Source organism: Blautia segnis (assembly GCF_014287535.1).
In the GTDB taxonomy this organism is placed as follows: domain Bacteria; phylum Bacillota; class Clostridia; order Lachnospirales; family Lachnospiraceae; genus Blautia_A; species Blautia_A acetigignens.
In genome coordinates, this window is the sequence record NZ_JACOOT010000031.1 from 43488 (window position 1) to 57956 (window position 14469).

Annotated in this window: 11 protein-coding genes; all 11 read right to left on the minus strand. The window is 47.6% G+C overall.

Annotated elements, in window-relative coordinates:
- Positions 1-18: 18 nt before the first annotated feature.
- Positions 19-1002: a CotS family spore coat protein gene (locus tag H8S54_RS13055; RefSeq protein ID WP_021925032.1), complete on the minus strand. Its 984-nt coding sequence runs from the start codon at positions 1000-1002 to the stop codon at positions 19-21.
- Positions 1003-1327: 325 nt separating this feature from the next.
- Positions 1328-2662: a CCA tRNA nucleotidyltransferase gene (locus tag H8S54_RS13060; protein WP_186901628.1), complete on the minus strand. Its 1335-nt coding sequence runs from the start codon at positions 2660-2662 to the stop codon at positions 1328-1330.
- 140 nt (positions 2663-2802) lie between these two features.
- Positions 2803-4242 (minus strand): proline--tRNA ligase, encoded by a 1440-nt coding sequence (gene proS / locus H8S54_RS13065; RefSeq protein ID WP_021924533.1) that lies wholly within the window; start codon positions 4240-4242, stop codon positions 2803-2805.
- Between the two features lie 623 nt (positions 4243-4865).
- Positions 4866-5399, minus strand: a complete 534-nt coding sequence (locus H8S54_RS13070; RefSeq protein WP_330385686.1) for a deoxycytidylate deaminase — start codon at positions 5397-5399, stop codon at positions 4866-4868.
- Between the two features lie 14 nt (positions 5400-5413).
- Entirely contained in the window at positions 5414-5848 is a 435-nt protein-coding gene (rpiB, locus tag H8S54_RS13075) for a ribose 5-phosphate isomerase B (protein ID WP_021924530.1), read from the minus strand.
- Positions 5845-6909: an L-threonylcarbamoyladenylate synthase gene (locus H8S54_RS13080; RefSeq protein ID WP_021924529.1), complete on the minus strand. Its 1065-nt coding sequence runs from the start codon at positions 6907-6909 to the stop codon at positions 5845-5847. Before H8S54_RS13080 ends, rpiB begins: the two co-directional genes overlap by 4 nt.
- 143 nt (positions 6910-7052) lie before the next feature.
- The gene (locus tag H8S54_RS13085; RefSeq protein ID WP_243176820.1) at positions 7053-9326 is read right to left on the minus strand and encodes a DUF2298 domain-containing protein; all 2274 of its coding nucleotides are present in this window, start codon (positions 9324-9326) and stop codon (positions 7053-7055) included.
- Complete coding sequence (locus tag H8S54_RS13090; RefSeq protein WP_186901630.1) at positions 9310-11289, minus strand: hypothetical protein; 1980 nt, start codon at positions 11287-11289, stop codon at positions 9310-9312. Before H8S54_RS13090 ends, H8S54_RS13085 begins: the two co-directional genes overlap by 17 nt.
- 77 nt (positions 11290-11366) lie before the next feature.
- Positions 11367-12053 (minus strand): N-acetylmuramoyl-L-alanine amidase, encoded by a 687-nt coding sequence (locus H8S54_RS13095; protein WP_021924526.1) that lies wholly within the window; start codon positions 12051-12053, stop codon positions 11367-11369.
- A gap of 106 nt (positions 12054-12159) precedes the next feature.
- Entirely contained in the window at positions 12160-13836 is a 1677-nt protein-coding gene (locus tag H8S54_RS13100) for a glycosyl hydrolase family 18 protein (protein ID WP_186901631.1), read from the minus strand.
- Between the two features lie 266 nt (positions 13837-14102).
- The gene (locus tag H8S54_RS13105; RefSeq protein ID WP_021924524.1) at positions 14103-14297 is read right to left on the minus strand and encodes a hypothetical protein; all 195 of its coding nucleotides are present in this window, start codon (positions 14295-14297) and stop codon (positions 14103-14105) included.
- Positions 14298-14469: the final 172 nt, after the last annotated feature.

Consider the following 14469-nt stretch of genomic DNA (forward strand, 5'->3'; position numbering starts at 1 on the left):
ATTGTCAAGGTTTTTGCATCAGAAAGGGTACTTTCCAAAGCATTTTTCGGGGAAATCTCCCCATATTTCCTTCTGGGCAATTACCTTGGTCAGCTTCTCTGTATTCTTCCCGGAAATCCACGCTTTATTATGGGAAAAGTAGTAATTTGCCAGTTTCCAGTACTTTTCTGGGTAGGTAAAGCGAATCATCAGGTTCTGCCACTGGGCTCTGGAAATTGGATGGATCTGGTGGTATTTTTCCAGCATCTGGCGGGCAAGGATCACATCCCAACTGTATTTTTCCAGAATTTTCCGCATGAAGCAGTACAGGTCGCTGATCTGGATATCAAAGCAGAAATGTCCGAAGTTGGCGGCGGCTGTTCCATCTCTTCTGAAAAAAACGTTGTGCTGGTTGTACTCTCCATGGCAGACGCAGCCCTCTTTCAGTGCTTCTTCCCGAAGGGCAGCATAGTCAGACTGCTGCAGAAGATTCAGCGCCTTTTCCCCTTTTTCCAGAAACCACTGGACGCTTCCTAAGAATTCCTTTTCGAATAAGGCACTGGCTCCTTTTTTGCGGATAAACTTGCGGATTTTGCGGATCTCACAGTTGTGCTTCTGGTATTCCTCCTCTAAGGAGCGCTCCACGTAGGCTTCCTCCACCGGCATTTTCATGGATTTATGTAGCTTTGCAAGCATCTGCACGCTTCTGAAAATGTCTTCCCGGGATTTGGTGTCGCATTCCCTGCCTTCAAACCAGTTCTGAATGGTATAGGGAATGTTGTCCTTATCTTTGGTGATCAGAGAACCGGTCTGGTTCTCCAGGAAGGTATCCACCTGGCAGCCCTCTTTGGCAAGCTTTTGAAGCAGCTCCTGCTGAAACTGCAGTTTTTTTTCCGAGCCGTGAAATTGTTTCAGGATCAGAAGTCCCTGGTCTGTGCGGCATACAAGTGCACCGCGGGTCCGAGACGCAGACTGGGCTGTGATCCCGTATTGCGTCAGGGTGCTAAGACCATAATCATACAATAAAAATCCCCCCGTTGCTCACAAATCGGACATGTCGCCTGCCGGCGACATCACCATATATGAAAGTCAGCTGTTCCGCGCCTATGGGCGCTCCCACAGCTGCCGACCGCATTCGTAATCCGGGCTATTGCCCTACTTACTCATACGGTCTAGCCCATCCGATATCCAAGAATTCGCTCATGCAAAGCATGGCTCATTCTTGGCTGCCGTCTGGGACTTTCATAGTACATCAGATACCTTCTATCTTATGAGGGGGAGGGATTCGATATTCTAAAATGCAGTGGGGCCAGGTGCCAAAAGCTACGGGGCATCTGGCGGACAGGCTTTAGCGATTCCGGTTGGAAAAAGCCAGCTTCAGAAGAGTTTCTTTCTCATTCAGATCCGGATCCTCCAGAACCTGTTCCAAAAGCTTATGAAGCACCTCGCCCATTTCTTTTCCAGGCTTCATGCCGGCGGCGATCAGGTCGCTTCCGGTGACTGCAAGCCCTTTTAAGGATACGCACTGGCCTTTTTCTACAATTTCTTCCCAGGTCTTTCTCACACCTGCCTGGCGGGCTGCCTTTTCCTGGCCTTTGTAATCACTTTTGGCCTTATTATCCGCATACTGGACTTCCATCCACATAGGGAAAAGATCCTCGCCAATGATATTCATAGCTTTTCTCACATCCGCAGGAACCGGTGCAGGACGCAGGTCATGCCAGCGTACCAGACGGCTTACCTTTGCAATGGTATCGTTGTCGAACTTCAGGCGGCGGAGAATTTTCTTCGCCATCTTTTCCCCAAGCACTGCGTGGGTTTTGAAATGGTCTCTGCCATTTTCATCTGTTGTCCTCACGTCAGGCTTGGCAATGTCGTGAAGAAGCATGGTCAGGCGCAGCACCTTATCCTCCTTTACGTACAAAAGGCTGTGAAGAATGTGCTCTCCTACGTTATAGCAATGGTAAGGCGTATTCTGAGGTGTCTCCATACAGCGGTCAAATTCCAGGAGAAATTCCCTGGTAACACCAGCTTCATAGGCGATCCGCAGGTAATCCGGATGTGGAGAAACAAGAAGCTTCACCAGCTCCACCTGGATTCGTTCCGCGCTCACATGCTTCAGATTCGGAGCCAGAACTGCCAGCCCATTTCTTGTATTTTCCTCCAGGGAAAAGCCGAGCTGGGCAGAAAAACGGACTGCACGCATGATTCGCAGAGCATCCTCTGTAAAACGCTCCAGGGGATCCCCCACGCAGCGGATCACTTTTTTCTCCAGGTCCTCCTGGCCTCCAAACAGATCCACAAGGCCTTTCTTCGGATTATAGGCCATTGCATTGATGGTAAAATCCCGGCGCTTTAAATCCTCCTCAAGGCTTGCGGTAAAGGTCACCTCTTTTGGGTGGCGGCCATCCTCATATTCTCCGTCCACACGGTAGGTGGTTACCTCGAAGCCGTCCTTATCCAGCAGTACCGTCACAGTGCCGTGGGCGATTCCGGTGTCCACTGTTCTGTGAAATAAGGCCTTGACCTGCTCCGGTGTGGCTGAGGTGGTGATATCCCAGTCATTGGGCGTCCTTCCAAGCAGCGCGTCCCTGACGCAGCCGCCAACTGCATAGGCCTCAAAGCCTGCTGCCTCCAGTGTATGGATGATAGTCTCAACTTTTGATGGAATTTCAAATTTCATAGTAATCACCTGCCTCATCTGATAAATCATAATTCCAGACACATTTTTCCTTCTTCACAAAAATTGGGGCAAAATATTTTGCCCCAATACTTTCCAGTGTCTGTATATCTGCACAGGCACTTTCCAGAACTTTTTGTGAATTAATAAGCACGTCCCCAGTAAACCATTTTCTTAGCAGGCTTTCCGCAGCATACGCACACGTCGCTTAAATGCTCCTGCTGGAAAGGCATGCATCTGGAGGTTGCCTGAACATCCTCTTTGATCTTGTCTTCGCATTCGCGGTTGCCGCACCACATAGCCTTCACAAATCCAGGCTTGTTGTTGATGGTTTCCTTGAATTCTTCGTAGTTTGTTGCCACATAGGTATGGGCATCTCTGTGAGCTCTTGCTCTTTCCAGCATTTCCTTCTGCATAGTATCCAGAACTTCCTGTACCTTTGCTGCAAGCTCTTCGAATTTCACTACGTATTTCTCTCTAGTATCTCTTCGGCAGATAACAGCCTGTCCGTTCTCGATATCCTTCGGACCGCACTCGATTCTTACTGGAATACCGCGCATTTCCTGCTCTGCGAATTTGAATCCCGGGCTCTTGTCTGTAGCATCTGTCTTCACGCGGATTCCAGCTGCCTTAAGGATCTGGGTAAGCTCCTCAGCTTTCTCAAGAACGCCTTCTTTTCTCTGCTGGATCGGGATCACAACTGCCTGAACCGGAGCGATTCTTGGCGGAAGTACGAGTCCGCTGTTGTCACCGTGAACCATGATCAGGGCACCGATCATACGGGTAGTCATTCCCCATGAGGTCTGGTGCACATACTGAAGCTGATTGTTCTTGTCTGTGTACTGGATTCCGAATGCTCTTGCAAATCCATCGCCGAAGTTGTGGCTGGTTCCGGACTGAAGTGCTTTTCCGTCATGCATCAGGGACTCGATGGTGTAGGTTGCCTCTGCACCTGCGAATTTCTCTTTGTCTGTCTTCTGGCCTTTGATAACCGGGATTGCAAGTACTTCCTCACAGAAGTCCGCATACAGGTTCAGCATCTGGATGGTACGCTCTTTGGCTTCCTCTGCTGTTGCATGTGCGGTGTGGCCTTCCTGCCATAAGAACTCACGGGAACGTAAGAACGGACGGGTTGTTTTCTCCCAGCGAACAACAGAACACCACTGGTTGTATACCTTCGGAAGGTCTCTGTGGGACTGGATCTCTTTCTGATAGAAATCGCAGAACAAGGTCTCGGAAGTAGGACGTACGCAAAGACGCTCCTGAAGTTGGTCAAGTCCGCCATGGGTAACCCATGCAACTTCCGGTGCAAATCCTTCTACGTGATCTTTCTCTTTGTCCAGAAGGGACTCTGGAATAAACATTGGCATATATACATTCTCTACGCCTGTCTCTTTAAATCTGCGGTCAAGCTCTTTCTGGATGTTCTCCCAGATTGCATATCCTGCAGGTTTGATTGCCATACAGCCTTTTACACTGGTATAGCCGCAAAGCTCAGCTTTTTTTACAACGTCTGTATACCACTGTGCAAAATCCACATCCATGGAAGTGATGGCTTCTACCATTTTCTTCTCTTTTGCCATGATTCTTTCTCCTTTTCTAAAAACTGTTCAGTACCTTCACAGCTGCGCCGCTGCGAACAGTTACTTTTTTACATAAAAAAAGCCCCTTCATCCCTGTATAAGGGACCGAAAGGCTTCGGCGGTACCACCCTGATTAGCAACAGATCTACGCCATAATTCCGCATGCGCATTTCCTGCTGCCCACTTAAGCGTCCCGGTAACGTGGGACATACGCCGTACTTCAATTGCACGGAGCTTGGAGGCCGGTTCCATGATTCACGCACAAAATCCTCACACCATTGTCCTGGAGCCGTATCTGCAAAATCATTTCTGCAAAAGACATGTTCCAGAAGCCGGATTTCTCTCTGAGATTGCTCCTCATGTACTATTCTCTTCATTGCTTTTTCATTATTTAAATAAAATTCCTGGCAGCCATCCGGCAAACATGATCAAAGATGCCAAACAGCTACAACTCCTGTATATTTTATGCGAAATAGTTCCAGGTGTCAAGTACGGAATTTGAAAAAGACGTTTTATTCCTGTTACTGGGCAGGTTGTGAACAATAGCCAGCACAGTAAAAATTAAGCATCTGCTATATTGACACAAGATGAACAAGTCAATATGGCAGATACCTAACTTTTTTCTATACATTCAATGTAATTTTCCGTCCGGTCCTTGTGTACTGGTAATAGCGTACGCCTGCGGCATCCAGCATTCTTTTGGAGGCCAGAACGGATGGGGTGCTTGCATATTTGTCGCAGTCATAGACCAGGGTCTTGATTCCCGCCTGGATGATTGCCTTGGCACATTCATTGCACGGGAAAAGAGTCACATACATCTTGGCTCCTTCAAGGCTGCCGCCCCGGTAATTTAATATGGCATTCAGCTCACTATGGGTAACATACAGATACTTGGTGTCCAGAGGCTCGCCCTCTCTCGCCCACGGAAAGGCATCATCGGAGCATCCCTTTGGAAATCCGTTGTATCCCATGGACAGGATCTTATTGTCCTCGCTGACAATACATGCCCCTACCTGTGAATTGGGGTCCTTGGAGCGCATGCCGGAAAGCATGGCAACACCCATGAAATATTCATCCCAGGTCAGATACCCCTCTCTTTTGTGGGTAGCTGCGTAGGCGGCTCTTGGATCCATCTGCTTGCGGTTTGTATTTTCCATAGAAGCTCTCCTTCCTACTCGGTCTCGATCTGTGCGATTCTGCGGATATGTCTCTCATCTCCGGAAAACGGAGTATTCAAAAATGTATCCACAATCTTAACAGCCAGTCCAGGACCTACCACACGTCCTCCAAGTGCAAGGATGTTGGCATCATTGTGAAGTCTTGTTGCCTCTGCGGTAAAGCAGTCTGTACATACAGCGGCACGAATTCCCTTGATCTTGTTGGCTGTAATGGAAATGCCGATTCCGGTTCCGCATACCAGAATTCCAAGATCACACTCGCCATCCAGAATGCCGTGTGCAACCTTCTTGGCATAAATCGGGTAATCCGTAGACTCGGTGCTGTGGCAGCCATAGTCCTTGTACGCAATCTGTTTTTCCTCTAAATATTTGATGATCTCCTGTTTCAGCTCAAATCCGCCGTGGTCACTTCCTAATGCAACTCTCATTGGTTACTTCCCCCTACGTTTATTATTTTATGGCCGGCTGCTTTTAACAGTCGGTTCATAATTGCCTGTCCCATTTTGGGTGTATAAAAAGCCTCTGAATAAATCTTACTTACCTGACACTGGTCAAATTCCCTTAAAACCTCATACAGATTGTGGGCAATGGTTTCCTCTGCCGCTCTGCTTCCAATGCATTTCACAATTCCATCCGGATACTGGGAAATGGTTTCCTCTGTGGCAATGATTCCTGACTGAAGACCGTTGGCAGCATCTTCTTTTACAAACTGATTGATGGCTTTGATCACTTCTTCTGTGGGGCCTTCCACAATAGCAAGATCTGCCTTAGGCGCATAGTGCCTGTACTTCATGCCTGGAGCCTTAGGACGGATGTTGCTGTCAGGCTTTATCAGCCCCTTGTCCATGCGCACATCTCCAAGAACCTCCTGGAGCATTTCCAGGGAAATATATCCGGGACGAAGCACCACTGGAACCTCCTCTGTAAAATCCACAATAGTAGATTCCAGGCCGATTCCAACCGGACCGCCGTCAATGATCATATCAATGGCATCCCCTAGATCTTCCTCCACATGCTGTGCCGTAGTAGGGCTTGGACGCCCGGAAGTATTGGCGCTTGGTGCTGCCACATATCCGCTGGATGCAAGGATCAAAGCTGCTGCAATGGGATCACTTGGGAAACGCACTGCAACGCTTTCCAGCCCGCCTGTTGTCTCAAGGGGAACCAGATCAGACTTCTCAAAAATCATGGTAAGGGGACCTGGCCAGAACTTTTTGGCCAGAATCTTTGCCTTCTCCGGGACGCTTTTTACAATGGGAGCAAGTGCTTCCATCTCTGCAATATGCACGATCAGAGGATTGTCAGAAGGACGTCCCTTGGCCGCATAAATCTTTTTGGAGGCCATAGGATCCAGGGCATTTCCTCCAAGACCGTAAACTGTCTCTGTTGGGAAAGCCACCAGGCCTCCCCTTTTTAATATTTCTCCGCCTCTGGCAATGGCTTCTTTATCAATGGCCTCTGCCGTCATGGCTACTATTTCTGCTTTCATTTCCATCCAGCTTTCTTTTCGCTGCAGCAGGCTGCAGCTTGTATTTTTCAATATTGGCAGCTGCATGATGCCAGAGTGTACTCCCCAAAAGGCTCTGCACAGCTGCCAGTCCTCATTACTATAACACCAGTTCTTTACCGGTGTCAATCCACCTTCACAATGTAGGTTCCCGAATCCTCATCTATAAATACAATGTCGCCAAGGCTCTGAAGCAGTGCATTATTCAGTGCATCCTCGTATTTCTCCCGTTCCTTGGAGCCTACAAAAATATAGGAAACATCATATTGCTTCAGAAGGGTTCTCACCTGTTCTTCGCTCTCTGAAGTATAAATATTCCGAATATCTGTGCTCTTCACATTCAGGTCTTCCGTGTCATTTCTCCACAGCCACTCATGAACATACCAGCCAAGAATGGTGGGAAGACCAGTGGATGCAGACACACGTTCAAATCCAGTGTAGCTGTCCCCGTTTGCCTCAAGCACCACCGGGGCACCCTCGATATTTTCCTTCAGCCATGTAATTGCAGATACATCCTCCGGGAAATCCGTCTCCAGATATCCAAGGGCATAAAGTCCCTTATAGCCAGATGGATCCAGCACATTTCCAAACCAGGAATTCACGCTTTTTCCGAAATATCCCACTGTCCATACCAGGAAAAACAGGCAGATTCCTGCGATAACTTTAAATATTTTCTGCCTTGTAACCACAAGAAGGCGGTAAATTCCGTATCCCATAGTCAGCCCGAAAAGAATATACGCCTGATAAGTCAGCTTAAACATGGTGTTGGCTCTTGCGTTTCCATTCTCATAAATATCACGCACATATACCAGTTCCGGAATCATCACCAGTCCCATGGCGCAAAGTCCCATGATAATGGCAAACAGGTCTGCCGTGCGCATGGCCTTCATAAGACGGTACAGGCTTTTGTGTTCCATTTTGCGCAGCTTTTCCCAGAGCATTGACACAACAAAGGTGATGGTCAGCACTGCCGGAAGTCCCCACAGCACCATCAGCTGATAGAAATAGGAATGATATTTGGCAATTCCCACACCGTCGATCATGGTATCAAACTGCAGAGTAAAGGGCAGGATTACCAGATAGCCGATGAGATAAATCTCCGCCATCTGCGCAAGAGTCACTGCCAGAATCTTCTTAATCTTGCCCTGGAACCGGATAATATTGGCAAAAAGCACAGTTCCAAGGGTCACCACATAATAGATCACAAAATCCCAGAAGTTTGTCCACTGGAACATTCCAAGAAGCACACTGATCACCAGAAGATGAGGCATCAGAAGCTGCTTCTTCCAGAAGCTTCCATCCTTCATGGAAACCTCTGCGGATACGGTTTTCTTGCGCACGCCCCTTAACCACACATAGAGAAGGGCAATTACAAGAAGTACAAATATAATGTTCACCACATGGGCGTGAAGATCCCCAAGAACAAAGGAGTAACAGGGAAATTCGTGAATGGTCCGGTCTTCCTCCCTGTATGGATTGTATCCAATATAACGGGTCGCATCCGGGAACCAGTAACTGCTCACTTCCTGTCCGGTCAGCTTCTGGATCCAGGGAATGATCTGTGCATAGATCACGTAATGCATGTTTCCCGCAATAGAGACAGCCGTACCTGCGGTAAATCCGGCAATAAACGGAAGACGCTTCTTGATTTTCTCCCCCTTTGGCTGTCCCTTCATGCGATCCACCGTCATCTGGTAAACCAGGGAAAAAGGCATGGCAAAGGCAAGTCCAGCCACAAAAGTACGCATCAGGTTATAGGTAAGCTCCACCTTCGTATGGGAAAGCTTGGTAAGAAAAACGGCAAAGTACTGGCCGCCATAATAATAATTAATGTGCCCTTCTGAATACCACAGATCTCTTGCCGGAAGAACTGTGCTTCTCATCATGGCTTCCATAAATCCATAATCCATAAACTTCTCTGTGCCATATGCGGCAGGGTGGAATCCAGCCACATAAGTCCACAAAAGAAATGCAAGGAAAAAGATCAGTTCTTCCCAGTATACAAGAGAAATCTTCTCTACTGGAAAACACTCAATCTTCTCTTTTGATTCCTTTTTCAGAAGTAAAAAACAAAGAACTGCGCATATCACAGTCACAGCCGCACAGGTGATCCCGGTAAAAGGCACCAGCTTAATGGAAACCAGGAACCATGTGATAAATCCCGCAGCTGCCACAGCCAGAACCTTGGAAAAAATCCAGCCCTTGTCCTCAAAGCGCCAGAACAGCCTGCCAGTCACAGGCATAGCAGCAAAGCCCATCACAGCAGCAAGAAGCCACCAGGTCCAGAAGGTCCACACATCTCCCTTCAGAAGAAAGGCAGATGCTCCAAGCGCCGCTGCTGCCAGCAGAATTTTGACGATCAGTTGTATCTTTCTTTTTTTCTCATTGCTCTGTTCCATAAATTCTGATTCTCCCATCATCTGACTGATAAACCAGAGGATAAGTCTCTGCGATCACATCTTCCCTGCATTCCTTTTCCTCATATGTCATTCTATCCTCATAAAGGATATATGTAATCTGTTCTGCTTCTGCTGTATCCTTCAGTACCTGCGGGTCTGCAGTGGTGTACATCAAAGCTCCCTTTTCTGCACGGTAATAGGTATCGTACCCTGCTGACCATGCATAATAAGGCCATCCCATATACAGCATTACCCCGGCCATGGTCACCTCATTCATGCTGTATTCCGGCGTAAGAAGCAGATCATCCTTCCCAAGATTCTCATCCAGCCACGCAGTCAGATTGCTCTGAAGCTTCACTCCTACGCGGTGGGAGGAATCGTTGTCCTTTAATATTACCACAAAATCATAAATTCCTGTAACCGTAAGGCTAAGGGCAAGAATCACCCCAAGTACCCTGAAGGGCCACTTTTTTCGGAACATCCGGCATACCGCTCCAGCCCAGAAAACCGTGAGAAAGGCGTAGGAAATCATAATATATTTGTGATTTACATTCACATCCGGCGTCAGGGAAACGAAAAATGCAAAAGCAGCCGGAAAAAGAAAGCTTACCGCTGCTGCCCTTTCCATCCTTTTCATAAAAAACAGCAGTACCACAACACCCAGGAAAACAATGCCGCTGATTTCAAACAAATAGGCAGCCACACCAAAAGCGGATTTATCCTCCGCCAGAAATCCCAGATACAAAGACGGAGAAACCACGCTTCCCCACACAAACATCTTGGACTGGATTTCTGAAAACATTACCGTCACCAAAGCCAGGATCACATAATCCAGCTTTCCGTCAGAAAAAGCAGCAAATCCCATTAGGATCAGAAGCCCTGCAATCACTGCCGCTCCATTCCAGAACGCACACAGCCCAAGAAGCATTCCCATCAGAAGCGCCGTCTCCGGCTTCCGGCATTTCCAGGCTTCTTTGGAAGAAATACGGTTCTTCAGCCAGAGGAGCTCCTTCTCCTCATGCGTGCATCCTGCCTCCAGCCATTCCAGGAAAACCCACAGCGCCAGCGCCACGATCAGAAGCCCGAATGCCAGATGCCTCTGATTCAGATACACATTAAAATTCCACAGTCCCCAGTTTTCATTGGCTGTATAGCCAATAAAACTGGAATTAGACGAAAGGGTCTCAAGAAGGTCTCCAGCCTGTATATGCTCATAAGCAAACTGGAAAAAGGCAGTTCCGCTTCTGAAAACCATGAAGCATACAGCCAGAACCCCAGCGCTCATTTTGCCCCAAAACCTTTTGGCCAGGGAATACAGCATCATGAAAAAGCACCACAGTGACAGAATACTCACACTGTTGTATGCAAGGTCAATGGGCATTCCCAGATACTCCAGGTTTCCGGACAGGAACTGAAACATAAAGTGATATTTCACATCCTGTCCGCCAAAATGGGGATACTGGGTAGGAAAATTATTTCCCAGGGAAAAGGACCTCATCATGGCAGTGTGGGGCGCATAATCCCCAAACACAGAAAAGCCGGAATACAGGACGCCGTCACTTATATGAAATACATAATACATAATCCAGGTAATTGCTCCAAGAAGCAGCACAAAAAACAAAATTTCCTTCCACGGCGGCAGCATGGCCTGCAGCTTCTTCTTACAGTCCTTTAAAGCTTCCCTCCTTCTGTAACCAAGGTAAGCCAGAAAAACGGCCGCAGCTGTCATAACGATCAGGTTCGCTCCAAACAGCGGTGTATTAGAGCCTCCATACACGCTAAGCAACCATGCCGCTATGTAAACAGCCCAGGTCAGAAGCAGCACGCCGCATCCATAGGCTGCTGAGAACAGCACCCAGAAAGGCGTAATTCCTTTTTCTTTTATTTTTTGACATGACAGAAGATTTCCGGCAATCTCACGTCCAAGAAGCAGTGCCAGAATCAGATAAACACATCCTAACATGGTATTTCCTCACTTATTTTTTTCCAGTATAGCAGAATCCATGGATTCTGAAAAGTGTATTATTCATGCCTGGGAGGTTAAAGCGTTTCTTCTATGTATTCTTTCACTCCGTCTGCGATCGCCTGGGCCACCTTCTCCTGATATTCCTCTGAGGAAAGGCTGGCTGCCTCCTCCGGATTGGTAAGAAAACCACACTCTACAATATTCAGGACTCCCGGACTTCTCTTTAAGAGATAATAGGTGGTATTTCCCTTGATTTCCCGCGGGCGCTCCACCTCAAGATTCTCGTTCAGCTTCTCCTGGATTTTCTTCGCCAGCGCTTCCCCCTGTGCAGAATCCCGGTAATAGAATACCTGCGGACCCTTTACAGCCGGATCCTCATAGCTGTTCTGGTGAATGCTCACCGTCAATACCGGATCCACCTTTTGTATGAGGAGAATTCGCTTTTGCATGTCCTGGGCTTTCTTGTTCTGGGAATCCTCATCGTAAAGTCCGGTATCTGTTTCCCTGGTCATCACCACTTGATAGCCGTAATCCTCCAGAGCCTTTTTTAATTTCATTCCTATGGCAAGATTGAATTCCTTCTCCTTAAGCCCATCGATCCCGATCATTCCCGGATCAATTCCTCCATGGCCGCAGTCCACCACAATCACCTTCTTCTGACTCATTCTGGCTGACACCGCTGCAGCTTCCCTGGAAAGACAGTAAAAGCATAAGAGCAGAAGACAGCCCATGATCAGTTCCATTGCATGCTTTTTCAACACAAAACACCCCCTGGCACATACATGATTCAGTATATGTCTCAGAGAGTGTTTTTATCATTGGTGTATAAAACTGTAACCGTTCCTTGCCTTCACAGTTACATAAGTCTTACTGGGCAGTACTTCCTGACAGATTGTCTGTAATTACCTGCCAGATGCCGCTGTTCTCAAATCCAAGCTTCCATGCTGCGACGCCTGCAAGATTGTAGGTCTGCACCAGCTTTACCTTGGCTGCGATAGACTGGGCATCCTCGATCCAGATCTGGTAAGTGCAGCCGTCCTTCTCGAAGCTTCCGTAATTCTGGCTTACATCGCTGTCCCAGTATACCTGGGCATTGTTGGTGCTTACCACTTCCTGGGCAGTATCCATGCCGATTGCCTCACTGGATAAGGTACCTGCCTCTGTTTTCCACAGTCTTGTGTAGAATGGAACTGCATTGATCACGCGTTCTGCCGGAACCTCTGCGATGGTATCCTGGATTCCTTTCTCCACCCATGGAAGGGATGCTACGGAACCAGCTTCTTCAGAACCTACATAATGCTCATCATATCCCATTATAATTACATAATCCACCACGCGGCCCTGCTCTGCCCTGTCGTAATGGCTGGTGAAATCCTCCGGTACCGGATTGTCCACTGACAGAACCAGGTTATTCTTGTGGCATTCTATGGAAAGCTCACGAAGGAATTCCAGGAAATGGATTCCCACATCCTCGCTAAGCTGCTCAAAGTCAACGTTGATTCCGTCGATGCCGGCACCAACCGCTGCATTCACCAGCTGTGTGATCAGATTCTGTCTGGAGCTGGTCTTGGAAAGAACCTCATAAGTACTGATATCCTGAGTAAAGTTATCTACCAGTCCCCAAACCTTCAGGCCTCTGTCGTGTGCTGTGCTGACATAATCGATCGTGGCATTATTAATGATATTGCCGCTGTTGTCTGACACATAGAACCAGGTAGGTGAGATCACATTCACCCCTGTCATATTCTGGATAGAATCGGAAAGTCCTGCATTGGCATCTGTGGACATAACCTGATGCCATACCAGATTCACAGGCTGATCCATGGTCAGGTAGGTGTAATCCTCCCCTGCAAATGTACGGTCCATAGTCACAGTCTGCACGTCGCTTACGCTCTTCTTCTCCACGTAACCGATATAGCCATCCCAGGTGGCAACCTGAACCCAGTTTTCCAGTTCTTCCATAAACAGAAGATTATCGCCTTTGTTAATCTTTCTCAGGACTTCCGCCTTGATTCCGCCTCTGTAGCGCACATACGTATCCTTATTTGCAGTTACCACTGAAATGCCGGAAAAATCCTTCTGGATGGCTACACGGTTAGGCTGCTGGTACACATAGGTATCAAGGTCTGTATATCTTTTCACAAAATCAAGGCTGAGATAAGCAGTTCCATCCTTCAGCCATACGTCACCGCCTGCTTCCGAAGATGCAGGTACAGATACCAGTTCTGACGGAGTAGCATAAAGAATCTGCTGTCCTTCTTCATCCCAGTAATAGCGCTGGTTCAGATAGCTGTCTACCACATCAACCGGAAGGTACGGCTGTTCACCGGACATGGCTGCCTTCTCTTCCAGGATCTGTGTGCCAATAATGATCACAGCCTCAGATTCACCTGTCTGTCCGTAATATTCTGTCAAATCCATCTGTTTCTTCGTTGGAATGCGCCGCATGATCAGGGTTGTGACGATTCCGATCACTGCAACCGCAGCAATCAGCAGACCGACTATGATTACAGGATTTATTCTTCGCCTTCTTCTTCGCCTCATATAAATATTATCCTCTCGGTATAAGTCTTTTTCAATGGGAATTGGCCCAAAGTTATTTTTCATTATAGCATACTTTCGTGGAATTGTATTGCAAAATTCGACATTTTACAATTTGTTTACATTATTTATTACCTGTTTATTTTTGCCGGAAACCCTTTCAGTGAAAAGCATGAGTAGGGGGAAACTGCAGTTCCGAAAGGGTCCCGGCTTTAAGGAGTAAAGTCTATGGCTTACAAAACGGATATGCCGCCCCAGGCGGCATCCCATCATGGCTCATCGATTACAAAATCGAAGTCCACACGGGCAATATGCCCTTTCTCATCTTCCGTGTAATCCCGCATATATCCTCCGCCATCTGCAATCTGACAGGCTTTTGCAATGGCTGTGGAGTTACTTGGCTCACCTTCCAGATAAAGGGAAACACCCAACTTCTCATATCCGGCAAGTTCTTCCTCCAGCAATCTGCAGGATTTTTCCTTTCCTGATCGTGATATACGCTTCGTGTCCTATCCTCCTTTCTTCCTTGATGGATCCAGAAAACACCTGAATCATGGTGCAGAAAAAAGAGAGAGACTAAGGCTTCCTTTCATCTTCTGGGAATGGAAACATCGTCTGCAGCAGATATGCTGCCTG